This is a genomic window from Pseudomonas sp. 22085, assembly GCF_052045815.1.
Classification (GTDB): domain Bacteria; phylum Pseudomonadota; class Gammaproteobacteria; order Pseudomonadales; family Pseudomonadaceae; genus Aquipseudomonas; species Aquipseudomonas glycinae.
The window spans coordinates 297,700-323,432 of sequence record NZ_JBQEQA010000006.1; the positions used below are offsets into that span (position 1 = coordinate 297,700).

A 25,733-nucleotide genomic window follows, 5' to 3' on the forward strand; every position below is an offset into this window, starting at 1 on the left:
TGTAAACTGATACACCGCATTCGCGGGCAAGCCCGCTCCCACAGGGATCTCCACTGGATTCTGATAAGTCCACAAACACAAAAAAGCCCCCGCCAGCCGCAAAGCTGACGGGGGCTTTTCAGTTGCGACGAGGCCTACATCTCCACCTGCGTCCCCAACTCAATCACCCGGTTCAGCGGCAGATTGAAGAATCGCAGGTTGCCGTTGGCATTCTTCAACATGAATGCAAACAGCGCCTCTCGCCAACGGGCCATGCCTTCGAGTTTCGAGGCGATGACCGTTTCGCGGCTGAGGAAGTAGGTGGTGCGCATCGGGCTGAAGTCCAGATCATCCAGGTGGCACAGCTTCAGCGCCTGCGGCACGTCCGGTTCGTCGGTGAAGCCGAAGTGCAGGATCACCCGGAAGAAGCCTTCGCCGTGGGCTTCGACTTCGAAGCGCCGGGATGGCGGGACGCGCGGGATGTCTTCGTAGACCACGGTCAGCAGCACCACTTGCTCGTGCAGCACCTGGTTGTGCAGCAGGTTGTGCAACAGCGCGTGCGGCACCGCGTCGGAACGGGCGGTGAGGAACACGGCGGTGCCCTGCACGCGGTGTGGTGGCTGGACGCGGATGCTGCTGATAAAGATCGGCAGCGGCAGCGCGCCTTCGTCGAGGCGCTCGACCAGCAGTTGCTTGCCGCGTTTCCAGGTGGTCATCAGCACGAACAGCGCGATACCGGCGATCACCGGGAAGGCGCCACCCTGGACGATCTTCGGCACGTTGGCGGCGAAGTACAGGCCGTCCACCAGCAGGAAGCCGATCAGTACCGGCACCGCCAGAATCGGTGGCCATTTCCATAGCAGCAGCATGACTGCCGACACCAGAATCGTGGTCATCAGCATAGTGCCGGTTACCGCCACACCATAGGCCGAGGCCAGTGCGCCGGAGGATTCGAAGCCCAGCACCAACAAGACAACGCCGACCATCAGCGCCCAGTTCACCGCGCCAATATAAATCTGGCCCTGCTCGTCGCTGGACGTGTGCTGGATGTACATACGCGGAATGTAACCAAGCTGAATCGCCTGACGAGTCAGGGAGAACGCGCCGGAAATCACCGCTTGGGACGCAATCACCGTGGCCAGGGTCGACAGACCGACCAGCGGAATCAGTGCCCAGCTCGGCGCCAGCAGGTAGAACGGGTTGCGCGCCGCTTCCGGGTTGTCCAGCAACAAGGCGCCCTGACCGAAGTAGTTGAGCACCAGCGCCGGCAGCACCAGCAGGAACCACGCGCGGGCAATCGGCTTGCGACCGAAGTGGCCCATGTCAGCGTACAGCGCTTCGGCACCGGTCAACGCCAGCACCACGGCGCCGAGGATCGCCACGCCCATGCCGGTATGCACCATGAAAAAGCGCACGGCCCAGATCGGGTTCAGCGCCTTCAGCACTTCCGGGGAATGGCTGATGCCGTACACGCCGAGAGCGCCGAGAACGAGGAACCAGGTGACCATGATCGGCCCGAAGAGAATGCCGATCCGTGCTGTGCCATGGCTCTGGATCAGAAACAACCCGACCAGCACCACCAACGACAACGGCACGACCCAATGGTCGATCCCGTCAAATGCCAGGCCCAGACCTTCGATGGCCGACAGCACAGAGATCGCCGGGGTGATCATGCTGTCGCCATAGAACAGCGCTGCGCCGATCAAGCCGCAGACCACCAGCAGCGAACGCAATTTCCTGCGTTCCCCCGCTGCCCGCCGTGCCAGCGCGGTGAGCGCCATGATGCCGCCCTCGCCCTGGTTGTCGGCACGCAGCACGAACATCATGTATTTGATCGACACGACCCAGATCAGCGACCAGAAGATCAACGACAGAATGCCCAGCACCCCGTCGTGGTTCACCGGAACGCCATAAGCGCCGGAAAACACTTCTTTGAGGGTGTACAACGGGCTCGTGCCGATGTCGCCGTAAACTACCCCGACCGCCGCGACCAGCATGCTCAGCGGCTTGGTGGCCGAACCTTCGGCGCCTGCCGCGTGACTACTTGCCTGACCCATCCAACACTCCTGATTCCCAGACCGGCTTCTTATATGAAGCACTATGCTTTGTGTGCAGCATGCGCGTTTTTACGCCCTGTAACAGACGTTTTGTTGACTGTAAAAATTCAGTAAAGCGCAACGGCGCGAAGCATAGCGCAGCACTCGTCGTATTTCCCTGCATAAAGCTGGTCAAGTGCGTTGCTCACCGCTAGAATTGCGCACTTTTTGATCAGAGGCGCGCCTTAAGCGCCCATCCGTCGGTTCCTGAATCAGGCCAGCGACGTCACAAAACACCGAGGTTAGACATGTCCACCACTCCTGCGCCGGCCAATCCAAAGGTTGGCTTCGTTTCTCTGGGTTGCCCGAAAGCACTGGTCGACTCCGAGCGCATCCTGACCCAGCTGCGCATGGAAGGCTATGACGTGGTGTCCACCTATCAGGACGCCGACGTGGTCGTGGTCAACACCTGCGGCTTCATCGACTCGGCCAAGGCCGAATCGCTGGAAGTCATCGGCGAAGCGATCAAGGAAAACGGCAAGGTCATCGTGACCGGCTGCATGGGCGTGGAAGAAGGCAATATCCGTGACGTGCACCCGAGCGTGCTGGCCGTCACCGGTCCGCAGCAGTACGAGCAAGTGGTCAACGCCGTGCACGAAGTCGTGCCGCCGAAGCAGGATCACAACCCGCTGATCGACCTGGTGCCGCCGCAAGGCATCAAGCTGACCCCGCGCCACTACGCGTACCTGAAGATTTCCGAAGGCTGCAACCACAGCTGCAGTTTCTGCATCATCCCGTCGATGCGCGGCAAACTGGTCAGCCGTCCGGTCGGCGACGTGCTCGACGAAGCCCAGCGTCTGGTCAAATCCGGCGTGAAGGAACTGCTGGTGATTTCCCAGGACACCAGCGCCTACGGCGTTGACGTCAAGTACCGAACCGGTTTCTGGAACGGCGCGCCGGTGAAAACCCGCATGACCGAACTGTGCGAAGCGCTGAGCACCCTCGGCGTCTGGGTCCGTCTGCACTACGTTTACCCGTACCCGCACGTCGACGAACTGATCCCGCTGATGGCCGCCGGCAAGATCCTGCCGTACCTGGACATCCCGTTCCAGCACGCCAGCCCGAAAGTCCTGAAGTCGATGAAACGCCCGGCGTTCGAAGACAAGACCCTGGCGCGGATCAAGAACTGGCGCGAGATCTGCCCGGACCTGATCATCCGTTCGACCTTCATCGTCGGCTTCCCCGGCGAAACCGAAGAAGACTTTCAGTACCTGCTGGACTGGCTGACCGAAGCCCAGCTCGACCGCGTCGGCTGCTTCCAGTATTCGCCGGTCGAAGGCGCTCCAGCCAACGATCTGGATCTGGAAGTGGTTCCGGACGACGTCAAGCAAGACCGCTGGGAACGCTTCATGGCGCACCAGCAGGCCATCAGTTCGGCGCGCCTGCAACTGCGCATCGGCCGTGAAATCGAAGTGCTGGTGGACGAAGTCGACGAGCAGGGCGCGGTCGGCCGCTGCTTCTTCGATGCCCCGGAAATCGACGGCAACGTGTTCATCGACAACGGCAGCAACCTGAAGCCGGGCGACAAGGTCTGGTGCAAGGTGACCGACGCCGACGAATACGACCTCTGGGCCGAACAGATCTAAGCGCGAAAAATACAGAAAGCCCCGCTCTCTTTTACGAGATGCGGGGCTTTTTTACGGCTAGAGTTTGTGAGGGGAAGGACTCCCTCATCCATGACAAAGAGGCTATCGGGCATGCGTCAGCATTCGGTCATCCACACGCCGAAACTCAGCGATTATCAGGAACTGACCCGGGTCTGGGAGGCCTCGGTCCGCGCGACCCACGATTTCCTGCCGGAATCCTACATCGAGCTGCTGAAGAATCTGGTGCTGACCCGCTACCTCGATGCGGTGATGCTGATCTGCACCCGCGACAGCCACCAGCGCATCACCGGGTTTGCCGGGGTCGCGGCGGGCAAGATCGAAATGCTGTTCATCGACCCGGCCCATCGCGGCCAGGGCCTTGGCAAGAAACTGCTGAAGTACGCCATGGAACACCTGAACGCCGACGAACTGGACGTCAACGAACAGAACCCGCAGGCGCTGGGGTTTTACTTCAAGCAAGGGTTCGAGGTGATCGGCCGCTCGGAGGTCGATGGCATGGGCCAGCCGTATCCGTTGTTGCATATGCGTCTGCGCCAGAATCAGCAACGCTCGAACCATGCCTGATCAAGCATAGAACCCTGTGGGAGCTTCGGTGCGACGTTTCGACTTGCCAGCGATGCAGGCGCCTCGGTCTGACAGAACACCGCGGTGATAACATCGCTGGCAAGCCAGCTCCCACAGGTCAAGCGAACACTCTGTAAATGCAATCGGGCTTAACCGGCCCCAGGCAGGTACAATGCCCACCCCTTTTTTGTTACGGCCCCTGTCATGACTGACCCGATTCGCCTCTCCAAACGCCTCATCGAGCTGGTCGGTTGCTCCCGCCGGGAGGCCGAGCTGTTCATCGAGGGCGGCTGGGTCACCGTGGACGGCGAAGTCATCGACGAGCCGCAGTTCAAGGTCGGCGACCAGAAAGTCGAGCTCGACAAGGACGCCAAGGCCACCGCGCCGGAGCCGGTGACTATCCTGCTCAACGTGCCGGCGGGCATGGATGTCGACAGCGCCATGCAGTCGCTGAACGCCGAAACCCTCAGCGAAGAACACCGCTACGGCAAACGTCCGCTGCGCGGACACTTCCTGCGCCTGACCGCCAGCGCCGACCTGCAACCCAAGGCCAGCGGCCTGCTGGTGTTCACCCAGGACTGGAAGGTGTTGCGCAAGCTCACCGCCGACGCGGCCAAGATCGAGCAGGAATACGTGGTCGAAGTCGAAGGCGACATGGTTGCCCACGGCCTCAATCGCCTGCAGCACGGCCTCACCCACAAGGGCAAGGAGCTGCCGCCGGTCAAGGCCAGCTGGCAGAACGAAAACCGCCTGCGCTTCGCCATGAAGAACCCGCAGCCGGGGATCATCGCCCAGTTCTGCGAAGCGGTCGGCCTGAAGGTCATCGGCATACGCCGGATCCGCATCGGCGGCGTGTCCATCGGCAAGGTGCCGGTCGGCCAATGGCGCTACCTGTCCGGCAAAGAGAAATTCTAAGGCTCGCAAGCCACCCAATATTTCCGGCATCGCGCCCCGCTCGGTGCCCACAGCGAACAATCAGGATTGCACACATGGTTCACAACGACGTTCTGCGCAGCGTGCGCTACATGCTCGACATCAGCGACAAGAAAGTGGTCGAGATCATCAAACTCGGCGGCATGGATGTAACGCTCGCCGACGTGATCACCTGGCTCGACAAAAAAGAAGAAGACGAAGAAGGCTTCGTGCGCTGCCCGGACGAAGTCATCGCGCACTTCCTCGACGGTCTGGTGATCTTCAAGCGCGGCAAGGACGAAAGTCGTCCGCCGCTGCCGATCGAAGTGCCGGTGACCAACAACATCATCCTGAAAAAGCTGCGCGTGGCCTTCGAATTGAAGGAAGACGACATGCACGCGATCCTCAAGGCTGCCGACTTCCCGGTGTCCAAGCCTGAGCTGAGTGCGCTGTTCCGCAAGGTCGGCCACACCAACTACCGCCCGTGTGGCGATCAGTTGCTGCGCAATTTCCTCAAGGGGCTCACGCTCCGCGTGAGAGCGTAAAGCAGCGACAAGCGTCGAGCTGCAAGCTTTTACTCGTAGCTCGACGCTCGCAACTTGAAGCTGGCCCTATGGCCTCCCATTCCCTCGAAAAATAGTGGCTCCGCTTTTTGCGGCCGGCGACTAGGGTGTACTGAACCCTAGCCCTCAGGAATCGCCATGCACCCGTATTTCTCCCTGCAAGGCCGCACCGCCCTGGTGACCGGCGGCACCCGTGGTATCGGCAAAATGATCGCCAAGGCCTTTGTCGAGGCCGGCGCCCGCGTGTACGTCTGTTCCCGTGACGCGGAAGCCTGTCATCAAACCGCTGAAGAACTCAGTGCTCTGGGCACTTGTCTGGGCATGGCGGCGAACCTGGCGACCGAAGAAGGCGTGAAAGAGCTGGCCGAGCGACTGGGCGAACAGATCACTCATCTGGACATTCTGGTGAACAACGCCGGCACCACCTGGGGCGCGCCGCTGGAGAGTTACCCGGTCAAGGGCTGGGAAAAGGTCATGCAACTCAACGTGACGTCGGTGTTCAGCTGCATCCAGCAGTTTCTGCCGTTGCTGCGCAAATCCGGGTCGGCGGCCAATCCGGCGCGGATCATCAACATCGGTTCGGTGGCGGGGATTTCTTCCTTTGGTGAACAGGCCTACGCCTACGGGCCGAGCAAGGCCGCCCTTCATCAGCTGTCGCGGATCCTCGCCCGGGAACTGGTGAGCCAGCACATCAACGTCAACGTCATCGCACCGGGGCGCTTTCCGAGCAAGATGACCCAGCACATCGGCAGTGATCAACAGGCGCTTGCCGAAGACACCGCGCTGATTCCGATGAAACGCTGGGGCCGCGAGGAAGAGATGGCGGCGCTGGCGATCAGCCTGGCGAGTACAGCCGGGGCCTACATGACCGGGAATATCATTCCGCTGGATGGTGGGTTCAGCCTCTGATATCGGCGGTGCGGCTATCGCTGGCAAGCCAGCTCCCACAGAGATCTCGAGTGTCAGCAGGATTTGTGTACACCACAAAACCTGTGGGAGCTGGCTTGTCGGCCCGCCGCATCGCAGCGATAGCGTCAGCCCTGTCAGCACCAGACTTGAAGCCTGCCGGGTTATCATGCCCGCCCTGCTCCGCTTCGAATGCAAACCATGACTTACAGCGTCTCCCCCATCGGCTTTGTCCGCTCCTGCTTCAAGGAGAAGTTCGCCATCCCGCGCCAGCCGCAACTGGCCCCTGCCGCCCGCGGCGTGCTGGAGCTGGTGGCGCCGTTCGATCAGGGCGATGCGGTGCAGGGGCTGGAGCAGGTCAGTCATGTCTGGCTGCTGTTCCTGTTCCATCTGGCCCTGGAAGACAAGCCGCGCCTCAAGGTCCGCCCTCCGCGCCTGGGTGGCAACAAGTCCATGGGCGTGTTCGCCACCCGAGCCACCCATCGGCCGAACGGCATTGGTCAGTCGGTGGTGAAGCTGGACAAGGTCGAGGCCAATCGCCTGTTCATCTCCGGTATCGACCTGCTGGACGGCACGCCGATTCTCGACATCAAACCCTACGTGCCCTACGCCGACATCATCACTGACGCCTCCAACAGCATCGCCAGTGCCGCGCCGCACCTGATCGACGTGCAGTGGACGGACACGGCGCTGCAACAGGCGCACACGCACGCTCAGCGCCTGGCCGAGCCGCTGGTCGAGCTGATCGAGCAATGCCTGGCCCAGGATCCGCGCCCGGCGTACCAGACGCCCGCGCCAGAGCGCGAATACGGCGCGCAGTTCTGGGATCTGGATGTGCGCTGGCATTACCCTGTGCCTGAGCAGATCCGCGTCCTGGAAGTGATTCCCGCCGCTGACTGAATCGCGAAAACGAAAAAGCCCGCGCTGCCTTCTCAGGCAACGCGGGCTGATCGTTCCCACGCTCTGCGTGGTAATGCATCCAGTGACGCTCTGCGTCACCTATAAACAGCTTACTTCTCGACGAATGCGCGCTCGATCAGGTAGTCACCCGGCTCGCGCATCCGCGCCGAGATCTTCAGGCCGAAGCTGTCGAGCACTTCGCTGGTCTCGTCGAGCATGCTCGGGCTGCCGCAGATCATCGCGCGGTCGTCTTGCGGGTTGATCGGTGGCAGGCCGATGTCGCTGAACAGCTTGCCGCTGCGCATCAGGTCGGTCAGGCGACCCTGATTCTCGAACGGTTCGCGAGTCACGGTCGGGTAGTAGATCAGCTTGTCACGCAGCGCTTCGCCGAAGAATTCGTTCTGCGGCAGGTGCTCGGTGATGAACTCGCGGTAGGCGACTTCGTTGACGTAACGAACACCGTGAACCAGGATCACTTTCTCGAAGCGCTCGTAGGTTTCCGGGTCCTGGATCACGCTCATGAACGGCGCCAGACCGGTGCCGGTGCTCAGCAGGTACAGGTGCTTGCCCGGATTCAGGTCGTCCAGCACCAGGGTGCCGGTCGGTTTTTTCGAGATGATGATCTCGTCGCCTTCCTTCAGGTGCTGCAACTGGGAGGTCAGCGGACCGTCCGGCACCTTGATGCTGAAGAACTCGAGATGCTCTTCCCAGTTCGGGCTGGCGATCGAGTAAGCGCGCATAAGCGGGCGGCCGTTGGGCTGTTGCAGGCCGATCATCACGAACTGACCGTTCTCGAAGCGCAGGCCCGGATCGCGGGTGCACTTGAAGCTGAACAGAGTGTCGTTCCAGTGATGAACACTGAGGACACGCTCGTGGTTCATGTTGCTCATGTACGTGGGACTCCTGGAGATTGATCTGCGCCTGCCCGGCTCGTGTTGAAGAATGCCGACGGTGCGCAATTGCATCGCATTCTAATAGCGCCGACAATATCTGTTAACTGGATTATTAAGATAAGGGTTATCGGTTATATCGATATGCGATTTACTCTTCGTCAACTGCAAGTCTTCGTCGCCGTCGCCCAGCAGGAAAGCGTGTCCCGAGCTGCGGGGCTGCTCAACCTGTCGCAATCGGCCGCCAGCACTTCCATCACTGAACTGGAGCGCCAGTCCAGCTGCCAGCTGTTCGATCGCGCCGGCAAACGCCTGAGCCTCAACGCCCTCGGCAAACAATTGTTGCCGCAAGCGGTGGCCCTGCTCGATCAGGCCAAGGAAATCGAAGACCTGCTCAACGGCAAATCCGGTTTCGGCTCGCTGTCGGTGGGCGCGACCTTGACCATCGGCAATTACCTGGCGACGCTGCTGATCGGCGGTTTCATGCAGCGCCACCCGGAAAGCCAGGTGAAGCTGCACGTGCAGAACACTGCCAATATCGTGCAACAGGTTGCTCACTACGAAATTGATCTGGGTCTAATCGAAGGCGATTGCAGCCATCCGGATATCGAAGTGCAGAGCTGGGTCGAGGATGAACTGGTGGTGTTCTGCGCCCCGCAGCATCCGTTGGCCAAACGCGGCAGCGCGACCATGGAGGAACTGACCCATGAAGCGTGGATTCTGCGGGAACAGGGTTCGGGCACGCGCCTGACCTTCGATCAGGCGATGCGGCATCACCGCAGCGCGCTGAACATCCGGCTCGAGCTGGAACACACCGAAGCGATCAAGCGCGCCGTGGAATCAGGTCTGGGTATTGGCTGCATTTCGCGGCTGGCGCTGCGGGACGCCTTCCGGCGCGGCAGCCTGGTGCCGGTGGAGACGCCGGATCTGGATCTGGCGCGGCAGTTCTATTTCATCTGGCACAAACAGAAGTACCAGACCTCCGCCATGCGTGAATTCCTCGATCTGTGCCGCGCCTTCACCGCCGGGGTCCAGCGCAGCGACGAGATCGTTCTGCCGAGCATCGCTTAAAGCAGAATCACCGCCCACACCAGGGCGATCATGCTCAGTGCCACGAATTGCGCGGCACTGCCCATGTCCTTGGCGTTCTTGGACAGCGGGTGCAACTCCAGCGAGATGCGGTCGATGGCCGCCTCCACCGCCGAATTCAACAGCTCGACGATCAGCGCCAGCAGGCACACGGCGATCAGCAGCGCCTGCTCGACCCGGCTGACATTGAGGAAAAACGTCAGTGGAATCAGAACCACGTTAAGCAGCACCAATTGGCGGAAAGCCGCTTCGCCGGTGAAGGCGGCGCGCAAGCCGTCCAGCGAGTATCCGGAAGCGTTGAGGATGCGTTTCAGGCCCGTCTGGCCCTTGAAAGGTGACATAAAGTAGATAACCGACCGAAAGGAAGTGGGGAAGCTAGATCAACGAAAGTCAAAAAAGCGTGAAGACGCCAGTACTTACTGGCTCGGAATTGACTCAAGTTGTTGCAGCAGTAAAGCGGCCTGGGTCCGGGTCCGCACGTTCAACTTGCGAAAAATCGCCGTGACGTGGGCCTTGATGGTCGCTTCGGACACATTCAGCTCGTAGGCAATCTGCTTGTTCAGCAAACCCTCGCAGACCATGGTCAACACCCGGAACTGCTGTGGCGTCAGGCTGGCGAGGCCATCGCTGGCAGCCTTGGCTTCATCCGAAACGCTGACCGCTTCGAACGCCTGGGGTGGCCAGAACACGTCCCCGTCCAACACTTTACGCACCGCTTCCTGAATCACGCTCAGGTCGCTGGACTTGGGAATGAAACCACTGGCACCGAATTCCCGGGACTTGACCATCACCGAGGCTTCTTCCTGGGCCGAAACCATCACCACCGGAATCTGCGGGTACTGACCGCGCAGCATCACCAGCCCGGAAAATCCGAAAGCGCCCGGCATGTTCAGGTCCAGCAGCACCAGATCCCAGTCAGCCTTCTCGGTCAGGCGGGTTTCCAGCTCGGCGATGCTCGCCACCTCCACCATGCGTACATCCGGGCCAAGGCCCATCGTGACTGCTTGATGCAGCGCGCTACGAAAGAGAGGGTGATCATCGGCAATCAGGATGTCGTATGTGGCCATTTTTCAAATGATCCTGTTTTTGATGGCGGGCCCGGGCATTCGGGCCTTGCCAAAGCAACTCGAGACACCGCCCGGCGGCGGTATCCACAGGGGCACGTTCAACGCCAATCACGAACAAAAAACGGCGTTTCAAACCTTGGCCGCACCCCAATCGGCGCCAAGCATGACCAGCCAGGCCGGGGTGGTCAAGCCACGCGGCCACTGCTTTAGCAGTATGGGCCAGGATCAGGCCGGTAATGGCGCCGCGTTTCGGATATAGGGCAGCAATTCAGCGTGGGCCGGCGTCGACACATTGACGTCCAGTTGCTGCTTGGCGCCCAGGTAATGCTGGCTGAACACATCGAAATAGGCATCCAGCGCCGACGCGGCGTCCGAATCGCCGGCCAGTTCCAGGCACAGCGCCGCCACTTCGGCGGTGCACAGGTGCTCGCTGCGGGTCGAGCGGCGCAGGCGATAGCGCGACAGCTTGTCGGGCAACAGGCTGAGGATCGGCAAACGGTCGAAATACGGGCTCTTGCGGAAAATCTTCCGGGCTTCGGTCCAGGTCGCGTCCAGCAGGATGAACAGCGGACGCTTGCTGCTATCGAGATCCACGGTATTGGTCACCCGCGAGGGTTCGACGTACTCGCCGGGGAACACCAGATACGGCTGCCATTGCGGGTCGTTCAGCAGCGCCAGCAGTTGCTCGTCGGGCTCGGTCCGCGACCAGATGAAAGCATGATTGTCGCGCACGATGTCTGCGATCAACCAGCCGGTATTGCTGGGTTTGAACACTTCCTTGCCGGTCATGATCAGGCAAACACCCGAACGCGTATCGACGGTCGGCCGCCAGGCGCACAGGCAATGGCTGATGATCACGCGGCAATCGCGGCAGCGCGGGGAGCGAAAACCACGGGCCTGGATCGGCTTGATGCCTTCGTCCTCGCGCTGATCGCGCAGGCGGGCCACGGCGTTGGGGGCATGATTCATCGCAGACGGCACCGGCAGGCAGGGAAACTCGACACGAACGACACTCGGCAGGGCAATAAAGGCCGGCAGTTTACCAGAGCGACGGGCACAAGCCTGTACCCTCCCGACCGGCTCCCCTATAATTCGCCGCCACTGAACGCACAGTCACGTGGCTGGTCGAACCACCAGTCACTGAACCAGGAGAGTTTCATGCTGCGCCTTATCGTTCCCACCGCTGCCATTCTGCTGGCCTCGTCCTTCAGCGCTCAGGCTGCATCCCTGAGTGAGCAGAATCTGAACCGAGAGCTGCGCAATGTCGCCGCACAAAGCAGCGTCGGCACGCCACGGGCGATCAACGAAGACATTCTTGATCAGGGCTACACCGTCGAAGGCACCACGCTGGTCAATCACCTGAGCGTGCAAAAGAGCCACGCCGACAAAATGCGCGCCGATCCCAAAGCCGTGTATTTCCAGCTGGGCGCCTCGGTCTGCAACAACCCGTCGTACCGTAAGCTGATGGCCAAGGGCGCGATCATGCGTTATGAATTCACCGAAGTGAAAACCAACAAGGCGATCGGCTCCGCCAGCTACCAGGAATCGGATTGCCCGAAAGCGGCTCCAGCGAAGAAGAAGTAATCATCTCGACGTGGCGCGCCGCTGTTCATCCTCGGCGCGCAGTTCGGCCAGCAAGGCCTGCAAGTAACGCGAGCGGCGCTCCCCTCCCGCCAGGCGTCGGCAGCACTCCTCTTCGAGACTCACATGATTGGTCTCGGCTGATGCTTTCAACAATCGATACAGCTGCGCATCGATCTCCAGAATGACTCTGGTCATGTGTCCCGCCTCCTTGCCACCCGCAAATCCTTGAATAGCGTGCACCTGGCGTACGCTCGTTGACGCAAAGTTGTCGCACGGTGCCTTTAACCTAGTAAATCAGAGCATTCAGCCCTCGACGTGGCATCGGACGAGCGGTGAAAACACTTCGAAAAGCGGCAATAACCAGTTGCCAGGAAAGACTTTGCGGCGCGATGTTCAATGAGCGAAAAATGCATTGAGGGTCTAGATTCAACGTATTCCCGATCTTTTATTAACGGCAGGAAAGGAGCTGCCGGCTGTTTGTTTTCTTGCAGCGCGGCACTGACGCCGCACGTCAGGGCCGGAAGCTCTGTGCAGAAGGAGAAGTTGCATGCCTTACCAACCGAATGACCTGCTCAGCCGTCATTTTCAGGAAAGCGGCCACGACCTCATCAGCAAGGTCGAAGAACAACTCAACCTGGTGTCACCCAACAGCCCGAATTCCCCCATTTACCGAGACATGATCCTGACCGTGCTGCGCATGGCCCAGGAAGACCACAACCGCTGGAACGCCAAGATCACCCTGCAAGCCCTGCGCGAACTGGAGCAGGCCTTTCGCACCCTTGAACAGTTCAAGGGGCGACGCAAGGTCACGGTATTCGGTTCGGCTCGAACCCCGGTCGAACATCCCCTTTACGCCATGGCTCGGGAACTCGGGGCGTCACTGGCCCGCTCGAACATGATGGTCATCACCGGTGCCGGCGGCGGAATCATGGCCGCCGCCCATGAAGGGGCCGGTCGCGATCACAGCCTGGGCTTCAACATCACCCTGCCCTTCGAACAACATGCCAACCCCACCGTGGACGGCACCAATAACCTGCTGCCGTTCCATTTCTTCTTCACCCGCAAGCTGTTCTTCGTCAAGGAAGCCGATGCGCTGGTCTTGTGCCCAGGCGGGTTCGGCACCCTGGACGAAGCGCTGGAAGTGCTCACGCTGATCCAGACCGGCAAAAGCCCTCTGGTGCCGGTGGTGCTGCTGGACGCACCGGGAGGGACTTTCTGGCAAGGCGCGCTGGACTTCATCCGCCAGCAACTGGAGGAAAACCGCTACATCCTGCCGACCGACATGAAGCTGATGCGCCTGGTCTACAACGTTGAAGAGGCGGTGGAGCAGATCAACCAGTTCTATGGCAACTTCCACTCCAGCCGCTGGCTCAAGCGCCAGTTTGTCATTCGCATGAATCACAAACTTAGCGATCAGGCCCTCGACCATATGCAGGAGGCTTTTGCCGATCTGTGCCTGAGCGATCAGTTCCATCAACACGCCTACGCTGGCGAAGAACACGACGAGGCTCAATTCAGTCACCTGACGCGCCTGGCATTCGCGTTCAATGCCCGAAACCACGGGCGTCTGCGGGAACTGGTGGACTACATCAACCTGCCGGAAAACTGGGCCCAGTCAAAACCCCAGACCGCGCAACGCACCCGCGAACCGTCGAAGGTTACGTGAAGGCAAAAAAAACGGCCCGCTATCGAAATAGCGGGCCGTTTTTGATTTTTCCGTTGGGCTGGAGCGATTTAATCGTCCATCCCTCTGCCGCTGAACAAGCGGTTGATCATCTCCATCGAGAATCCCCGGTACGCCAGGAATCGACCTTGTCTGGCGCGTTCCTTGGCATCGCCGGGAAGCTGTCCGGAGAACTTCCGTTGCCACGTGTCCGTTAGCTGCTCCTGCCAGTTGATACCGCTCTCACGCAAGGCGAGTTCGATATCGGCGCGTTGCAAACCGCGCTGGCTCAGTTCTTCGCGAATCCGCAGAGGGCCGTAACCGGAGCGGGCGCGATAGGAAACAAAGCTTTCAAGATAACGGGCTTCGGAAAGCAGCCCTTCTTCCGTCAAACGGTCGAGGGCTGTTTCGATCATCTCGGGGGGAGCGCCACGCTGACGCAGTTTGCGCGTCAGCTCGATTCGACCGTGCTCGCGGCGTGCGAGCAGGTCCATGGCGGTTCGCCGCACCGCGACGAGGGTATCGAGTACGGCGGTTGTCATCGGTGCAATCAGATATCAGCGTCAGCCAGGTCGTCTTCGGTCTCTTTGACCGCAGAAGCCTTGGAATCAGCAATCACAGCTGGCGACAGCAGTTTGTCACGCAGTTGCTTCTCGAGCTTGGCCGCGACTTCCGGGTTGTCCGCCAGGAACTTGGCCGAGTTGGCCTTGCCCTGACCGATCTTGGTGCCTTCATAGGCATACCAGGCGCCGGACTTCTCGACGAAACCGTGCAGTACGCCCAGGTCGATCATCTCGCCGTTCAGGTAGATACCCTTGCCGTAGAGAATCTGGAACTCGGCCTGACGGAACGGCGAAGCCACCTTGTTCTTCACAACCTTGACGCGGGTTTCGCTGCCGACCACTTCGTCGCCTTCCTTCACCGCGCCGGTACGGCGGATGTCGAGACGAACCGAGGCGTAGAACTTCAGCGCGTTACCACCGGTGGTGGTTTCCGGGCTGCCGAACATCACGCCGATCTTCATGCGGATCTGGTTGATGAAGATCACCAGGCAGTTGGCGTTCTTGATGTTACCGGTGATTTTACGCAGCGCCTGAGACATCAGACGGGCTTGCAGGCCCACGTGCATGTCACCCATTTCGCCTTCGATTTCTGCCTTCGGTACCAGAGCGGCCACGGAGTCGACGATGATCACGTCAACGGCGTTGGAGCGCACCAGCATGTCGGTGATTTCCAGGGCCTGTTCGCCGGTGTCCGGCTGGGAAACCAGCAGGTCGTCGACGTTGACGCCCAGCTTGCCGGCGTACTCTGGGTCGAGGGCGTGTTCGGCGTCGACGAAGGCGCAGGTCGCACCGGCTTTTTGAGCCTGGGCGATCACGGACAGCGTCAGTGTGGTTTTACCGGAAGATTCAGGACCGTAGATTTCAACGATACGGCCTTTTGGCAGGCCGCCGATGCCGAGTGCGATGTCCAGACCCAGAGAGCCGGTGGAAATGGCCGGGATCGCCTGACGGTCCTGATCGCCCATACGCATTACGGCACCCTTGCCGAATTGACGTTCGATCTGACCCAGGGCCGCAGCCAAGGCTTTCTTCTTGTTGTCGTCCATTAAAGTCCTCACGTAATCAATAAGGCCTGACGGCCAACACCTGTATAAGTAGCCAGTATTATTCCACAGCGTTCACGGATCGCCTACCCCTGATTTTCGATTTCTCGTGCCGCTAGTCGCAGCAAGCCCTCTAGCGCGGCCTTCACCGTTTGTCGGCGGACTTCGTCGCGGTTGCCGGCGAAGTGCTGGACCTCACTGGAAATCTGGTCGCCTACGCCCCACGCCAGCCATACGGTGCCCACCGGTTTGTTCGGCGAACCACCGTCCGGCCCGGCCACGCCGCTGACCGCCACGGCAAACCGCGCCAGGCTTTTTTCCTGGGCGCCGCGCACCATGGCCTCGACCACCTCGCGACTGACCGCACCCACGGTGCCGAACAGCTCGGTCGGTACATTCAGCTGCTGGGTTTTCTGGCGGTTGGAGTAGGTCACGTAACCCGCCTCGAACCATGCCGAACTTCCCGGAATGCGGGTGATGGCTTCGGCAATCCCGCCACCGGTACAGGACTCGGCCGTAGTGACGTGAGAATTGAGCAATTGCAGACGTCGGCCAAGTTCGGCCGCCAGTTGGGTGATTTCTTTCACGGCGCGCTCCGGATCGGATGGAATGGGTACCACCGTACACGAGCCGGTTGCGCTTTCAATACACAAGCTTATTCAAAATGTGCAGGCGCCAGCGCTCTGATATAGGCCTGACAAGCCTGCAAGGCGATCAGTCCGCGGTCGCCTTCACCGGTGATGGCGACAATTCGTCGAGCATGCGCCGGGTCAAGTCGGGCGCGTACGGCTGCATGATCCACGCCGCCGGCGCCGGAGGCGGCTGGCACACCACAGCCTTGGGCAGCGTCGCCTGCGTCGATGAGGACTGACAGGCGCAGATCAGCAGTGGCAAGGCGATCGCGCAGGCGATCCTGATCACGTTGGGCATCGTTCAGTGCTCGGTAATGGGTTTGTTCGCCGGCCGCGAGCCTTTGCTCCAGGGCCAGACGCTTGTCCTGCTCGGCCTGTTGCGCGGCGGCAGCGGCCGAAGTCAGTTGATTGAGGGTCTCGGCCTGCAGCCGGGCCTGTTCGGCCAATTGACGACCGTAGCGCCAGTCCTGAAACTGCCAGGCCAGCGCCGCCGATCCTGCGGCCAACAGCACCAGGCCAATCAGCCGCCAGACGCTCAGACTGAAGGCTGGCATAACACCGCCCTCGCCCGCCCCCAGAGTTCCAGGCGATCCTGCAAGCCGTTCAACCCGCCGTTGATCCGCCGGGTAATGCTGTTGAACTCATCACGGTCGGCCAGCGCGTTCAGGCCGTTCTGCGCCCAGAACCACGCCGCGGATTCGGCCGCCCATTGCGGTTGCTCCAGCAGCTCCGGCAACGCCAGCAGTCGCTCATCGCCGAACAGCCCAAGGCTGCACTGTCGATAGTTGGTGCGGCCGGTAATCTGGATCAGCCCGCGCCCGCGATACTTCTGCCCGTCGCCATCGGCCTCCGGCGTGTTGCCCAGACGCAAGGCCAGCGTACCGGTGTCGTATTTGCTCAGGTATTGGTTGTTGCCCAGTTCGCGCACGTACTGCAACTGCCCCGACTCGTGTCCGATCTGGGCGAGAAACGCGGCAATGCGTTTGGGCGTGTCGATGCGATGGCGCCCCATCGCATCGTTGAGCGGTGAAACAAAAACGCCCGCTTGGCGGCGGGCGTTGGGCATGATGGTGAGTAGATTGTCTTCAGTGATTTGCATGATGCTCGTTCCTCCCTGGATGCTCCGATTGAATCACGACTGGCGGCCGAGACCCGTCAGCCATTTCTTTGCCAGGGTTTTCAGGGTTCCCTCCGGGGCACTTTCCTCCGGCGACGAAAACACCCAGCCAAGGGTGCCGAAGTTTGCCGACCAGTCGATTTGCGGCGCGGGCGTGATATCGGTGATGTCGACCCAGAGCAGATCCGGGTGAAACATCTCGACCATGTTTCCATCGGTCGAGAACAGCTCGACCACCGTGTTTTCAACAACGCGTGCGTAGGTTTTCATCAGGCGTACTCGTAAATGATCACGACGCCGGGGGCGCCAGAACCGCCGGGTCTGCCCGGTTGGTTGAGGGCGTTGGCAATGCCGCCGGCGCCTGCCCCGTAGCCGGTTCCTGGTGCTGCAAGACTCAGGGCCACGCTGCTACCAGAGCCACCGCCACCCAACGGAGAGTTCCCGCCATGCCCGGCCAGAATTGAGCCAGTGACGTTGATCCCCGGACTGCCGGCCGCACCCGAACTGCTAACAATATTGCCGCCGGTAGCGCTCGTGCTCGGAAAGCCACCGACGAACAAGCCAAAATCGGTGACATTGATGACTCCGAGAGAGGGAGATCCGCCGCCGCCCGGTGCAGACACCAAGGAGCCGAAGGAGCTGGTCCCACCTGGACCGGCACTTGCTGCAACAGCTCCGGCCGCACCTTTTGCACCCACGGTAATGACTTGGTTCGCACCTATGACGGCTGAAGAAATCCATGCTTCGGCATAGCTTCCGGAAGCACCGCCACCGGCAAGTGAAACCTGGCTGCCGTTGGTCGCGGCTATTCCACCACTGCCACCGCCGCCACCCAGCACCTTGACCAGCACATTTTTCATCCCCGTCGTCGGTACATAAATTCCCGACGAGGTGAACGTCTTGATCCCCAGCAATCGACCGCTGTTGGCGTTGCCGCCACTGGCGTAAACCAGCAGCCAACAGTCCAGCAAAGCGCTGTAAACCACAGAGCAAACACTGCCTGCGACAATCTCCGCTGGGCGCAATGCACTCTGCGCCAGACTCAAGAGCGGCTTGGGCAGCAAGCCATTCGGCGCAAAGGTACTCGCTCCGGTATTGGCATTGCCTGCCATGAAGCGCAGCGCCAGCCCGTCCTTCAACGTCGTGATGGCCGGCACGTAGTTGGCCATGTACAGATTGGCAGCGCCGATATCCGCGGCGTGTTTATCTTCACCGACCTGGCTTATCTTTTTGATTGCCAGGAGCAACTGCGTCGCATCGTTTTCGCTCGGCTCAAGGCCCGCAGACTTGACGACATTCAACAACTCATCGGTGACACCGTTGCCCCAGGTCGCGGGAATCAACGATCCCGGCAATCCACCGACGACGTCTTCATTGACGAACTTGCCGTTCACCAGCCCGATGCCGGGAACGCTTTTCGGGTAATCCATTTCCGTTTCCTTTATCTGCTAGAGCGCCGAAGCCAACCAGCGCGGCGCTACCGGACGATGCTCGCTGAACGGGAAAAACGACGCCTGGGGCCAGCCGCGCAACTCGCGCCGATAGGTTTGCAGTTCGGCATATTGCTCGGTGGTCAGCGTGGTGCCGCCGCCGTCCTCCAGCTCATCGCGATCACGCGCCACCAGGCCATCGGTCGCGGCCAGTTGCGCCGTGCGCCAATGGCGTTCGATATCGGCTGCTTCTTCGGGACTCGGTGGCGGCGGATCCACCAGAATCGGAAACCCGTTGTCGTTGTTGACGCCAATCACCTTTGGCGAGACGGCCAATTGCTGCAACAGGGAGATCCAGTACGCCTGAGGAATTTCGATCACATCCTCGGGAATGTCCGAGGTGTTGATACCGGGTACATAAACGGCCCGGGTAGTTGCGCTGAAAAACACATTGAACGGGTTCATTCAGTAGCCCTTTGCAAAATAATTGATGCCCCAGTTTGGCGAGACGGCTCCGTTGTAGCTACGGACCCTCAAACGGCATCCGGTTCTGCTTCCAGATCCTGCGTACTGAATGACCATGGCTGCATCGCCCCCCGAATGCATGGCGACAATCGATGAAAATGTTGTCGGGAATGCGATGGGAAAGGTGACGTAAACATCACCGTTGGCATCGGTCGTGCCTACTCCCCATTGATCGATGTTGCCACTGGGAAAGCGCTGGTAGCCGACATTGCCATAGACGCCGGAATGAGCAGCCGCATATCGGTCACTGATCGAGCCCCCATACAGGCGCCATTGCCCGCTCAGTTTGACCAGTTGTGCCGAATCACCGAGACCGAGACTGAGAGCCCCGAACGTGCCGTTGCAGGTTTCAATGGCTTCATTGCCGGTGGGACTGATCGTCAGAACGCCATTCCCGGCGTTGAGGATATGCAGAGTCCCGGCATGAGGAATATTGGCAACGGAAGGCAGGGTCGCCGTAATCGGCGTGGCGCTGGAAAAACTGGCCACGCCGCCCACGCTGGCCGCTGTCAAAGTCGTACTCGTGGGATAGGAGGCGAAACCGGAAAACTGCAGACCGCTGCGGCTCACGAAAGCGGTAGTGGCGACCGACTGACTGTTGTCGAACTGCGGCGCGGTCGCAAACAGTTTGTTGCTGCGCAATGCCGTCAGCACTTGGTCGGTTCGAGTCTCGGACGGGGTGAGGCCAGCGGTCTGGATGACGGTCAGCAGCTCCTGAGTGATGCCGTTGCCCCAGCTGGCCGGGATCAAGGATCCCGGCTTGCCGGTGACCGGGTCTTCATCGACAAACTTGCCGTTCACCAGACCTGCGCTGGGAACACTATTGGGGTAGTCCACGGTTTATCTCCTTATCTGAATTCATGGGTTGTGTGAGGGCTTCAGCCAATGTCCGTAGCCAGCCATTGGGGCGCTGACGGCCGTAAAACGGAGGACGAAAATGCGCCGGCACCTGGCCAGTCGCGCAAGGCCTGGCGGTACTCGAGCAGCTCCAGATATTGCTGGGCCTTGAGCGTTGTTCCGCGTCCCAGTTCCTGCTCGTCGCGGTGGCGGGTGACTTGCCATTCGGTGGCTGCGAGTGCGGACTGGCGCCAGGCGCGCTCTGCTGCCAGAGGCTCGTTGTCGTCGACCATTGCGACCTGAGCGATGACAGGAATTTGCGGTTCGCACGAAGGTTCGATCGCGGGAGTCGCATCGGCCATCGGCGCGCCGATTTCGACGCTCACACCCTCGGGCACCTGCACCATCGCAGCGACAAAAGCAGGCGCGAAGAGTTGGTCGATCGCGTAGTCACCGGTGTCGATCACTTCGACCGCGACACCGTTTTCAATGCGTGCATACATGACCATTACGCGTACTCCCAGATTTCACAGAAAGCGTTGCCGCCGGCACCGCTCAGAAACGACACAGACGTGTTGTTGGAGCAGGTACCTCCACCTCCGGAACCACGAACCCCCGCATAGCCATTGCCGTTGATACCGGTGGACGACGCACCGCCATCAAACGGGCTGGCCCCTCCGGTACCGGAAAGCACGCCCCAATTGTTGTTGAACATCGCGAACCCACCGCTCATGCCGCGGGCGTTGGTCAGATTGCCGCCCGTGACCACCTGACCACCCGGACCGCCCTGGACGAAGCCGTTCGCCGTGGGTCCCACGGCGACAGCCAGAACCGATCCGCCAGCGCCACCGGCAGCACTCATCAAAGAACCGAACGAAGCGCCGCCCCCCGCCAAGCCAGCCACAGTGCGGGACGCGCCACCGGCGCCCAGCGTGACCGGCACGCCGGCGAGCATGTCCGTTGTCACGTCGTACAGACCTTCCGCATAGGCACCGGCGCCACCGCCTCCGCCAATTCGCAGAGTGCTCACCTCGACAGGTGCACATCCCCCCCCAGAACCTCCCGCGCCGACCAGCCGGACGCGAATCCTTTTCGCATTGGGGTTGGGGCGGTAAACCGTGATCCCGACCGTCTCGATCTGCCTGACCGCCAACAACCGCCCCACCGCATCGGTGATGCCGTAGCCCGCCAGCGTGGTCGGGGTGTTTTTCATTTTGGTGAAGTCGACGAGAGCGCCAATGGCCGTTGCCAACTGATTGGTCTTGCTCTCGTCCGGCGTCAGTCCGGCGGCCTTGATGGCGTTGAGAATTTCTTGCGTGACACTGTTGCCCCAGGCGGCGGGGATCAATGATCCGGGCGTGCCGGCAACCGGGTTTTCATCGACAAAACCGCCGTTGACCAGGCCGACGCCGGGGATGCTGTTTGGATAATCCATTGCACGGTTCCCTGTGCTGCGGTCAGTTGGTTACGCTTGCGCCGGGCACTGCCGGCCAAGTGATTTCAGTGGGGAAACCGGCCTGCTTTTCTATGCGATTCAGCTCCACGCTATAGAGCTTCCATTCGAGCAATTGCAGTTGCTCTTCGTGGCTGGCGTCGCCGATGTCTTCGGCGTATTGCAGGGGGGCGATGCGCAGGACGGCATCGCGCAGCAGCGTGTCGCGCTGTTCCAGCATCTGCTGGCTGATGCTGAGCAATCGGGCCTGTTCATCCACTTGCCAGGCGTCGCCGCGCCACACATGAAATTCCCCCGGCCAGGGCTGCGTTGTGAGGGTATCGGGCAACTCCCCCAACTCACTCCAGATCTGCTGCCCGCCGCCATCCTTGCGGAAAACCGGACCGCGCCGGTCAATCACCTCTCGCGGTACACCGTTGATCAGGGCCCAGGTACGACCGGCTTCTGGCGCGGGCAACTCGAAGGACAACTCCACCGCATTGCTGGGCAGTTGAATACCGATGCCCGGGGTCACAAAAAACTCGACAGGCCCGGACAAGGCGCCCGAGCCGTCAAACAGATAGTTGAACATAGGCACCTCAGATGAGCTTGATACGGCCGGGATAGGCGATGTTGCGAGGGCGGGACTTGAACGCCAGCAGCAGGGCGTTGGCGGCATCCCGCTGATAACTCGTACCGGCAGGGAAGACCGGGCCACCGTTGTACAGCCCGGACACGTATTGCGGTTCTTCACGAGTATCGGCACCGAAACTCGTCAGGCTGTCCGACCACCACGCGCCGACCGCTCCGGCACCATTGGCGCCCATGGCATACGAATGCGTCGAGCCCACCTGAAAAGAACCCATCGCACGTGCCGCATCCACGCCCCGCCCCTCGTCCAGCACTCGCAGAAACTCACCGCGCCCTTCAGGGCCTCGGAAGGTTGCGGCACCGTCACCCGACGTCCATTTACCTTCGTTGCCCGCACGCGCGGCTTCGGTACCCAACATTCCGGATAGCTGCGCGTGGTCCCACAACCAGGGCCACTCGGCACGCTTCATGACTGTACCGTTGAGCGCACCGTAGCCACCGGGACTGAGCAGGATGGTCGTTTCAAAAAACGGTCGGCCGAGTGGAGTGTTGTCGAACCGACCGACTGGCCACCAGCTACCCGCAGCATCGCTGCGCAACTGCCACCAATCCCCGCCGCCCATCAACACCAGAAACGGATAACCGCTGGGTGACAGGTGCGTATGAAAACGAATGCGGTCGGAACCTGACGCCTGAACGATCAGACGGTTGCCGCTGTTATCCATGCGCCGAACAATTACATCGCGCACACCCAGCGCTGCGTTTGCCGGCGGCAACGTCACCGTCACGGCACTGGATCCGCCATCGATCAGCACCAGGCCCAGCTCCGGGTCGGTCAGCGCCTTGGAAGCCGTCAGCCGTGTCACCACTGAGCGCATAGGACTGGCATTGCCGACAATCGATTGAATGGCTCTGAGCAACTGACCGGTATCGGCCTCGGCGGCTGCCAGCCCGGCGCCAGTAATCACGTTGAGAATCTCTTGTGTAACGCTGTTGCCCCACACCGCCGGAATCAAGGAGCCGGGCGTTCCGGCCACCGGATTTTCATCGACGAACCGGCCATCGACCAGGCCGACGCTGGGGACACTCTTCGGATAATCCATTGCGTTATTCCCTAGTCATAGTTGATATGCACCTTGGTATGCGCCGGTGCCGCCCGGTGGATCAGGCATTCCAGCGCCGAGCCCGGATTCACGCCGAAGCGCTCGCCCCAGTAGCTCGCGCCAAAACGCCGGCCGAGCAGCAAGCGGCCGCCGGTATTGAGCGTCCACATGAACTGCGCTTCCCAGGTGCCCCAGTGCGCTGCGCCGAAACGCGAACGGCCCATACGCGGGGCTTCGAGTTCGGTGATGGTGGCGTTGGGGTAACCCTGGCTTTTGGCGATTTCCAGGTAATAGCCGACGGCCTGGCTGCCGACTGCGAGCAAGCGGCGGCGCACGGCGAGGCGACGGTCGTCGAACAGCGGCGTGGCGCCGAGGCACGGGTCGGGCAGGTTCATCACCTGTTCCCAGTCCGGCACCAGTTCGCTGACGCCGGCCGGGTCCATCTCGTTGAGCAGGTCGGCGGCGCGAGCGTCGAGGCGCGCCAGTTCGACGGCGACGCCTTGCAGCACTTCCTCAAGCTCCGGCACGCGCTCCGGATCCCATGCCGGACCGCTCGGCAGCAAGGCGCGCAGTTGCGCCTGGTATTGCGCGGCGGTTCTTATGGCAGCCATACGCACCCCCCGAAGGTGAGCAGTTCGCTGTCACCCGCGGCCACGTTCGCCACCGGGGCTGACAGCACGTGATCGGTTTCACCTGCCGCGCTGCTGATCGCTTCGCGGATATGGCTGATCAACAGATCCTCGCCCAGGTCGGCTTCACGGTTATGCAGATCGCGCAACTGGGTTTCGACGGCGGCGCGCACGGCAGTGGTGTCGGGGATCAGCTTCAGTTGATAAGTCACCGGCTTCTGCACCGGCGGGCGTACATGCACTTCGGCAGTCACCGGGCGCAACGGCTCGATATAAGCCTGCACTTCGGCCAGTTGATCGGCATTCGGCACCGGTTGCGGATCGTCGTCGCGCATGATGTACACGCCGACGGTGCCCGGCCCGAGGAAGCCGCCACGGCACCACGCGCGGGTCACACCCGGTACTTCCAGCGCCCAGGTTTCATAGTCGCTGGCCGAACCGCCGTGGGGGATCACGCGATAGGAGCGGATCACCCGCGAGCGCAATGACTCCAGGCTTTCCCGCGCCACGCCGCCATTGAGCCCCGGCGCCAACACCACAAAACTGTTGCTGACCACACCGGCGATCGGCTGCACCGGCGTCAACGCCAGCCCGGCCTCGGCGTTACCCAGACTGCCGGCATCCAGGGCGGCGATGCTGGTGCTGTTGACGCCATTGACGGTGGTGCGCGCGGCAGTGACTTTGAAGGTGCGACCGTCACTCGCCTGCAGCAACGTATCGGCGTCCAGCACAGCGCCCGCCGTGGCGTTGAAGCTGACCGTACCGGTGGCAACCTGCGCCGGTTTGCGCGGTTGGTTCAGGCGCAGTGCGGCGATGCGTTCCAGGGTCGATTCATCGGCGGTGTCGGGCAGGATCTGCTCGGCAATCCAGTCAAGGTAGCCATACAAACCGTAAGCGGCACCACCGAGTGTACGGGCCAGGACTTGCGCATCGGACTGGCGCAGCGAATCGCCGGCCAGGTCGCTTTGGGTGCGCTTGATCAGCACCGGCAGCGAAGGGGTTTCAAACGGCATAGATCACCTGCCAACTGTTATCGGGGTTGATGTCCAGGCGTTCGCCGTCGGCCAGGGTCAGGACCGTGCGCAGGTTCAGGCGCTGGGCGTCGAGGCGTTCGCTGATGATGTCGATGGCGCGGCAATGGCCGTCATCGATCAGCCACTGCAAGGCTTCGCGGGCATAGAACTCGGCGTCCATCTGCGTCTGGCGGGTCAGCTTGACCCGGCGCAACAGCCACAGTCGTGAGCCGATGCGATCGTCGGCCACGGTGGGAAAGGTGTCGCCCCACCAGCCGAAACGCTCCTCGTCGTCGAGGGCATCGTCGTCGGCGGCACGGCGCCAGGTGAACAGGCTGATCAGCACCGCACGGGTCAGCGCGGCGTGGAGGTTCTGACTGAAGAGCATCACTGACCTCCCGCCGGCGCGCCGGTCTGGCCACTGCCCGCCTGCACGCCAACGTGCACGTGCTTGATCTGGCTGATACCGCCGGCCACTTGATCGCCCTTGGAAACGATCTTGCCGGTCTGGTTGATCACCGGCGTCTCGAAGTTCACGGCGGTGCTGGCGCGGATATTGAGCGTGGCGGTTTCGATGTCGATGATCCGCCCGCGCTTGAAGTGAATCTTGTCGCCCTCGTCGGTGTAGATCGCCACCTCGCCGGCCGCCAGCGATTGCAGGCGGTAACGGCGGTCGGCGACCACCAGAGCGATGGCGTGAGAACGGTCACCGCCGAGAAACGTGACGACACCTTCGGCACCGGCCAGCGGATGGCTGGTGAAGCCGTAGGGTTCGAAGTGCTCCATGTCGTCGTTCACTTCACCGGCGGTGAGGCGCATTTGCAGCGATTGCAGCTTGGATGCCGAATTGGCGAGCACGACAGTGCCGCGCGCCAGCAGGCGTGTCAGTAGGCTCATGAATTGTCCTCAGGACTTTGCCAACACAAAACCTGTGGGAGCGGGCTTGCCCCGCGATGGCGGTGTGTCAGGCAAAGTAGTGTTTGCGGTAACCACCGCTA

At 61.3% G+C, this 25,733-nt stretch carries 33 protein-coding genes; 10 read left to right on the plus strand and 23 right to left on the minus strand.

Annotation, left to right across the window (positions count from 1 at the left end):
• Positions 1–134 precede the first annotated feature (134 nt).
• Positions 135–1,976 (minus strand): potassium transporter Kup, encoded by a 1,842-nt coding sequence (locus ACTJK7_RS09795; protein WP_371915551.1) that lies wholly within the window; start codon positions 1,974–1,976, stop codon positions 135–137.
• Positions 1,977–2,323: 347 nt separating this feature from the next.
• On the opposite strand from ACTJK7_RS09795, the gene rimO reads away from it, so the two are divergent.
• The 6 genes from rimO to tsaA all read left to right on the plus strand — a co-directional run bounded on the left by rimO (position 2,324) and on the right by tsaA (position 7,527).
• Positions 2,324–3,661 carry a 30S ribosomal protein S12 methylthiotransferase RimO gene (gene rimO / locus ACTJK7_RS09800; RefSeq protein WP_011332753.1) on the plus strand — a complete coding sequence of 446 codons (1,338 nt, stop codon included), beginning with the start codon at positions 2,324–2,326 and terminating at the stop codon, positions 3,659–3,661.
• A gap of 111 nt (positions 3,662–3,772) precedes the next feature.
• Positions 3,773–4,246 carry a GNAT family N-acetyltransferase gene (locus ACTJK7_RS09805; RefSeq protein WP_064379067.1) on the plus strand — a complete coding sequence of 158 codons (474 nt, stop codon included), beginning with the start codon at positions 3,773–3,775 and terminating at the stop codon, positions 4,244–4,246.
• A gap of 204 nt (positions 4,247–4,450) precedes the next feature.
• The gene (locus tag ACTJK7_RS09810; protein ID WP_011332751.1) at positions 4,451–5,161 is read left to right on the plus strand and encodes an rRNA pseudouridine synthase; all 711 of its coding nucleotides are present in this window, start codon (positions 4,451–4,453) and stop codon (positions 5,159–5,161) included.
• Positions 5,162–5,235: 74 nt separating this feature from the next.
• Positions 5,236–5,703: a DUF1456 family protein gene (locus ACTJK7_RS09815; RefSeq protein WP_108559885.1), complete on the plus strand. Its 468-nt coding sequence runs from the start codon at positions 5,236–5,238 to the stop codon at positions 5,701–5,703.
• A gap of 156 nt (positions 5,704–5,859) precedes the next feature.
• Positions 5,860–6,630, plus strand: a complete 771-nt coding sequence (locus ACTJK7_RS09820) for an SDR family oxidoreductase (protein ID WP_085655598.1) — start codon at positions 5,860–5,862, stop codon at positions 6,628–6,630.
• Between the two features lie 198 nt (positions 6,631–6,828).
• Positions 6,829–7,527 (plus strand): tRNA (N6-threonylcarbamoyladenosine(37)-N6)-methyltransferase TrmO, encoded by a 699-nt coding sequence (gene tsaA, locus ACTJK7_RS09825; protein WP_170929000.1) that lies wholly within the window; start codon positions 6,829–6,831, stop codon positions 7,525–7,527.
• A 110-nt stretch (positions 7,528–7,637) separates the two neighbouring features.
• Here the strand turns inward: tsaA and fpr are convergent, their stop codons facing one another.
• Positions 7,638–8,417, minus strand: coding sequence for a ferredoxin-NADP reductase (fpr, locus tag ACTJK7_RS09830; RefSeq protein ID WP_003222277.1), 780 nt, complete (start codon positions 8,415–8,417; stop codon positions 7,638–7,640).
• 144 nt (positions 8,418–8,561) lie between these two features.
• Here fpr and ACTJK7_RS09835 point away from each other — a divergent pair, with 144 nt between their 5' ends.
• Positions 8,562–9,488, plus strand: a complete 927-nt coding sequence (locus tag ACTJK7_RS09835; protein ID WP_011332748.1) for a LysR family transcriptional regulator — start codon at positions 8,562–8,564, stop codon at positions 9,486–9,488.
• Here the strand turns inward: ACTJK7_RS09835 and ACTJK7_RS09840 are convergent.
• Positions 9,485–9,847 (minus strand): diacylglycerol kinase, encoded by a 363-nt coding sequence (locus tag ACTJK7_RS09840; protein ID WP_003222276.1) that lies wholly within the window; start codon positions 9,845–9,847, stop codon positions 9,485–9,487. The two genes, ACTJK7_RS09835 and ACTJK7_RS09840, sit on opposite strands and share 4 nt — an antisense overlap.
• A gap of 75 nt (positions 9,848–9,922) precedes the next feature.
• Positions 9,923–10,573 carry a response regulator transcription factor ErdR gene (gene erdR, locus ACTJK7_RS09845; protein WP_064379063.1) on the minus strand — a complete coding sequence of 217 codons (651 nt, stop codon included), beginning with the start codon at positions 10,571–10,573 and terminating at the stop codon, positions 9,923–9,925.
• On the opposite strand from erdR, the gene ACTJK7_RS09850 reads away from it, so the two are divergent.
• Entirely contained in the window at positions 10,566–10,832 is a 267-nt protein-coding gene (locus ACTJK7_RS09850) for a hypothetical protein (RefSeq protein ID WP_139831636.1), read from the plus strand. The two genes, erdR and ACTJK7_RS09850, sit on opposite strands and share 8 nt — an antisense overlap.
• On the opposite strand, the gene ACTJK7_RS09855 is transcribed toward ACTJK7_RS09850, so the two are convergent.
• The gene (locus ACTJK7_RS09855) at positions 10,799–11,542 is read right to left on the minus strand and encodes a tRNA-uridine aminocarboxypropyltransferase (protein ID WP_085655601.1); all 744 of its coding nucleotides are present in this window, start codon (positions 11,540–11,542) and stop codon (positions 10,799–10,801) included. The genes ACTJK7_RS09850 and ACTJK7_RS09855 overlap by 34 nt on opposite strands.
• Positions 11,543–11,731: 189 nt before the next feature.
• Between ACTJK7_RS09855 and ACTJK7_RS09860 the strand changes: the two genes are divergently transcribed.
• Positions 11,732–12,157 (plus strand): PA3611 family quorum-sensing-regulated virulence factor, encoded by a 426-nt coding sequence (locus tag ACTJK7_RS09860; protein WP_064379061.1) that lies wholly within the window; start codon positions 11,732–11,734, stop codon positions 12,155–12,157.
• On the opposite strand, the gene ACTJK7_RS09865 is transcribed toward ACTJK7_RS09860, so the two are convergent.
• Positions 12,158–12,352 carry a hypothetical protein gene (locus ACTJK7_RS09865; RefSeq protein WP_011332745.1) on the minus strand — a complete coding sequence of 65 codons (195 nt, stop codon included), beginning with the start codon at positions 12,350–12,352 and terminating at the stop codon, positions 12,158–12,160.
• A 352-nt stretch (positions 12,353–12,704) separates the two neighbouring features.
• Between ACTJK7_RS09865 and ACTJK7_RS09870 the strand changes: the two genes are divergently transcribed.
• Positions 12,705–13,823 carry a TIGR00730 family Rossman fold protein gene (locus tag ACTJK7_RS09870; RefSeq protein ID WP_085612334.1) on the plus strand — a complete coding sequence of 373 codons (1,119 nt, stop codon included), beginning with the start codon at positions 12,705–12,707 and terminating at the stop codon, positions 13,821–13,823.
• 68 nt (positions 13,824–13,891) lie between these two features.
• Here ACTJK7_RS09870 and recX read toward each other — a convergent pair whose 3' ends face one another.
• From recX to ACTJK7_RS09955, 17 genes are all read right to left on the minus strand, one after another.
• A complete protein-coding gene (gene recX / locus ACTJK7_RS09875; RefSeq protein ID WP_108559881.1) occupies positions 13,892–14,362 on the minus strand; it encodes a recombination regulator RecX in 471 nt (156 codons plus the stop codon).
• 8 nt (positions 14,363–14,370) lie between these two features.
• The gene (gene recA / locus ACTJK7_RS09880; RefSeq protein ID WP_003222269.1) at positions 14,371–15,429 is read right to left on the minus strand and encodes a recombinase RecA; all 1,059 of its coding nucleotides are present in this window, start codon (positions 15,427–15,429) and stop codon (positions 14,371–14,373) included.
• Between the two features lie 83 nt (positions 15,430–15,512).
• Positions 15,513–16,013 carry a CinA family protein gene (locus tag ACTJK7_RS09885; RefSeq protein ID WP_108559879.1) on the minus strand — a complete coding sequence of 167 codons (501 nt, stop codon included), beginning with the start codon at positions 16,011–16,013 and terminating at the stop codon, positions 15,513–15,515.
• 68 nt (positions 16,014–16,081) lie between these two features.
• Positions 16,082–16,612: a lysis system i-spanin subunit Rz gene (locus ACTJK7_RS09890; protein WP_108559877.1), complete on the minus strand. Its 531-nt coding sequence runs from the start codon at positions 16,610–16,612 to the stop codon at positions 16,082–16,084.
• Positions 16,594–17,157: a glycoside hydrolase family 19 protein gene (locus tag ACTJK7_RS09895; RefSeq protein WP_440780712.1), complete on the minus strand. Its 564-nt coding sequence runs from the start codon at positions 17,155–17,157 to the stop codon at positions 16,594–16,596. Before ACTJK7_RS09895 ends, ACTJK7_RS09890 begins: the two co-directional genes overlap by 19 nt.
• A gap of 33 nt (positions 17,158–17,190) precedes the next feature.
• Positions 17,191–17,445 carry a hypothetical protein gene (locus ACTJK7_RS09900; protein WP_440780711.1) on the minus strand — a complete coding sequence of 85 codons (255 nt, stop codon included), beginning with the start codon at positions 17,443–17,445 and terminating at the stop codon, positions 17,191–17,193.
• Entirely contained in the window at positions 17,445–18,605 is a 1,161-nt protein-coding gene (locus ACTJK7_RS09905; protein WP_108559875.1) for a hypothetical protein, read from the minus strand. Before ACTJK7_RS09905 ends, ACTJK7_RS09900 begins: the two co-directional genes overlap by 1 nt.
• 18 nt (positions 18,606–18,623) lie before the next feature.
• A complete protein-coding gene (locus ACTJK7_RS09910) occupies positions 18,624–19,070 on the minus strand; it encodes a hypothetical protein (RefSeq protein WP_064379053.1) in 447 nt (148 codons plus the stop codon).
• Positions 19,071–19,967, minus strand: coding sequence for a gp53-like domain-containing protein (locus tag ACTJK7_RS09915; protein ID WP_108559873.1), 897 nt, complete (start codon positions 19,965–19,967; stop codon positions 19,071–19,073). It lies immediately after the preceding gene.
• A 41-nt stretch (positions 19,968–20,008) separates the two neighbouring features.
• Positions 20,009–20,476, minus strand: a complete 468-nt coding sequence (locus tag ACTJK7_RS09920; RefSeq protein WP_108559871.1) for a phage tail assembly chaperone — start codon at positions 20,474–20,476, stop codon at positions 20,009–20,011.
• Entirely contained in the window at positions 20,476–21,402 is a 927-nt protein-coding gene (locus tag ACTJK7_RS09925; RefSeq protein WP_440780710.1) for a hypothetical protein, read from the minus strand. The genes ACTJK7_RS09920 and ACTJK7_RS09925 overlap by 1 nt, the downstream gene beginning before the upstream one ends.
• 22 nt (positions 21,403–21,424) lie before the next feature.
• Positions 21,425–21,991 carry a tail fiber assembly protein gene (locus tag ACTJK7_RS09930; RefSeq protein WP_236196167.1) on the minus strand — a complete coding sequence of 189 codons (567 nt, stop codon included), beginning with the start codon at positions 21,989–21,991 and terminating at the stop codon, positions 21,425–21,427.
• 7 nt (positions 21,992–21,998) lie between these two features.
• On the minus strand, positions 21,999–23,093 hold the full coding sequence (locus ACTJK7_RS09935; RefSeq protein ID WP_108559867.1) for a phage tail protein: 1,095 nt from the start codon (positions 23,091–23,093) through the stop codon (positions 21,999–22,001).
• Between the two features lie 11 nt (positions 23,094–23,104).
• Entirely contained in the window at positions 23,105–23,704 is a 600-nt protein-coding gene (locus ACTJK7_RS09940; protein ID WP_085697370.1) for a YmfQ family protein, read from the minus strand.
• Entirely contained in the window at positions 23,692–24,735 is a 1,044-nt protein-coding gene (locus ACTJK7_RS09945) for a baseplate J/gp47 family protein (protein ID WP_323150768.1), read from the minus strand. The genes ACTJK7_RS09940 and ACTJK7_RS09945 overlap by 13 nt, the downstream gene beginning before the upstream one ends.
• Positions 24,725–25,123, minus strand: a complete 399-nt coding sequence (locus tag ACTJK7_RS09950) for a phage GP46 family protein (protein ID WP_108559863.1) — start codon at positions 25,121–25,123, stop codon at positions 24,725–24,727. Before ACTJK7_RS09950 ends, ACTJK7_RS09945 begins: the two co-directional genes overlap by 11 nt.
• Positions 25,123–25,632: a phage baseplate assembly protein V gene (locus ACTJK7_RS09955; protein ID WP_011332728.1), complete on the minus strand. Its 510-nt coding sequence runs from the start codon at positions 25,630–25,632 to the stop codon at positions 25,123–25,125. Before ACTJK7_RS09955 ends, ACTJK7_RS09950 begins: the two co-directional genes overlap by 1 nt.
• Positions 25,633–25,733 lie beyond the last annotated feature (101 nt).

What these genes read in the sequence shown, in the direction of transcription:
- ACTJK7_RS09895 (WP_440780712.1), bottom strand. Translation starts at nt 17,157, where the DNA reads ATGCAAATCACTGAAGACAATCTACTCACCATCATGCCCAACGCCCGC.
- ACTJK7_RS09900 (WP_440780711.1), bottom strand. Translation starts at nt 17,445, where the DNA reads ATGAAAACCTACGCACGCGTTGTTGAAAACACGGTGGTCGAGCTGTTC.
- ACTJK7_RS09810 (WP_011332751.1), top strand. Translation starts at nt 4,451, where the DNA reads ATGACTGACCCGATTCGCCTCTCCAAACGCCTCATCGAGCTGGTCGGT.
- ACTJK7_RS09795 (WP_371915551.1), bottom strand. Translation starts at nt 1,976, where the DNA reads ATGCTGGTCGCGGCGGTCGGGGTAGTTTACGGCGACATCGGCACGAGC.
- rimO (WP_011332753.1), top strand. Translation starts at nt 2,324, where the DNA reads ATGTCCACCACTCCTGCGCCGGCCAATCCAAAGGTTGGCTTCGTTTCT.
- ACTJK7_RS09930 (WP_236196167.1), bottom strand. Translation starts at nt 21,991, where the DNA reads ATGTTCAACTATCTGTTTGACGGCTCGGGCGCCTTGTCCGGGCCTGTC.
- ACTJK7_RS09905 (WP_108559875.1), bottom strand. Translation starts at nt 18,605, where the DNA reads ATGGATTACCCGAAAAGCGTTCCCGGCATCGGGCTGGTGAACGGCAAG.
- ACTJK7_RS09950 (WP_108559863.1), bottom strand. Translation starts at nt 25,123, where the DNA reads ATGCTCTTCAGTCAGAACCTCCACGCCGCGCTGACCCGTGCGGTGCTG.
- ACTJK7_RS09815 (WP_108559885.1), top strand. Translation starts at nt 5,236, where the DNA reads ATGGTTCACAACGACGTTCTGCGCAGCGTGCGCTACATGCTCGACATC.
- ACTJK7_RS09935 (WP_108559867.1), bottom strand. Translation starts at nt 23,093, where the DNA reads ATGGATTATCCGAAGAGTGTCCCCAGCGTCGGCCTGGTCGATGGCCGG.
- tsaA (WP_170929000.1), top strand. Translation starts at nt 6,829, where the DNA reads ATGACTTACAGCGTCTCCCCCATCGGCTTTGTCCGCTCCTGCTTCAAG.
- ACTJK7_RS09860 (WP_064379061.1), top strand. Translation starts at nt 11,732, where the DNA reads ATGCTGCGCCTTATCGTTCCCACCGCTGCCATTCTGCTGGCCTCGTCC.
- ACTJK7_RS09890 (WP_108559877.1), bottom strand. Translation starts at nt 16,612, where the DNA reads ATGCCAGCCTTCAGTCTGAGCGTCTGGCGGCTGATTGGCCTGGTGCTG.
- recA (WP_003222269.1), bottom strand. Translation starts at nt 15,429, where the DNA reads ATGGACGACAACAAGAAGAAAGCCTTGGCTGCGGCCCTGGGTCAGATC.
- ACTJK7_RS09835 (WP_011332748.1), top strand. Translation starts at nt 8,562, where the DNA reads ATGCGATTTACTCTTCGTCAACTGCAAGTCTTCGTCGCCGTCGCCCAG.
- ACTJK7_RS09840 (WP_003222276.1), bottom strand. Translation starts at nt 9,847, where the DNA reads ATGTCACCTTTCAAGGGCCAGACGGGCCTGAAACGCATCCTCAACGCT.
- ACTJK7_RS09940 (WP_085697370.1), bottom strand. Translation starts at nt 23,704, where the DNA reads ATGGCTGCCATAAGAACCGCCGCGCAATACCAGGCGCAACTGCGCGCC.
- ACTJK7_RS09945 (WP_323150768.1), bottom strand. Translation starts at nt 24,735, where the DNA reads ATGCCGTTTGAAACCCCTTCGCTGCCGGTGCTGATCAAGCGCACCCAA.
- ACTJK7_RS09870 (WP_085612334.1), top strand. Translation starts at nt 12,705, where the DNA reads ATGCCTTACCAACCGAATGACCTGCTCAGCCGTCATTTTCAGGAAAGC.
- ACTJK7_RS09865 (WP_011332745.1), bottom strand. Translation starts at nt 12,352, where the DNA reads ATGACCAGAGTCATTCTGGAGATCGATGCGCAGCTGTATCGATTGTTG.
- ACTJK7_RS09855 (WP_085655601.1), bottom strand. Translation starts at nt 11,542, where the DNA reads ATGAATCATGCCCCCAACGCCGTGGCCCGCCTGCGCGATCAGCGCGAG.
- ACTJK7_RS09820 (WP_085655598.1), top strand. Translation starts at nt 5,860, where the DNA reads ATGCACCCGTATTTCTCCCTGCAAGGCCGCACCGCCCTGGTGACCGGC.
- fpr (WP_003222277.1), bottom strand. Translation starts at nt 8,417, where the DNA reads ATGAGCAACATGAACCACGAGCGTGTCCTCAGTGTTCATCACTGGAAC.
- ACTJK7_RS09910 (WP_064379053.1), bottom strand. Translation starts at nt 19,070, where the DNA reads ATGAACCCGTTCAATGTGTTTTTCAGCGCAACTACCCGGGCCGTTTAT.
- erdR (WP_064379063.1), bottom strand. Translation starts at nt 10,573, where the DNA reads ATGGCCACATACGACATCCTGATTGCCGATGATCACCCTCTCTTTCGT.
- recX (WP_108559881.1), bottom strand. Translation starts at nt 14,362, where the DNA reads ATGACAACCGCCGTACTCGATACCCTCGTCGCGGTGCGGCGAACCGCC.
- ACTJK7_RS09805 (WP_064379067.1), top strand. Translation starts at nt 3,773, where the DNA reads ATGCGTCAGCATTCGGTCATCCACACGCCGAAACTCAGCGATTATCAG.
- ACTJK7_RS09955 (WP_011332728.1), bottom strand. Translation starts at nt 25,632, where the DNA reads ATGAGCCTACTGACACGCCTGCTGGCGCGCGGCACTGTCGTGCTCGCC.
- ACTJK7_RS09920 (WP_108559871.1), bottom strand. Translation starts at nt 20,476, where the DNA reads ATGGTCATGTATGCACGCATTGAAAACGGTGTCGCGGTCGAAGTGATC.
- ACTJK7_RS09925 (WP_440780710.1), bottom strand. Translation starts at nt 21,402, where the DNA reads ATGGATTATCCAAACAGCATCCCCGGCGTCGGCCTGGTCAACGGCGGT.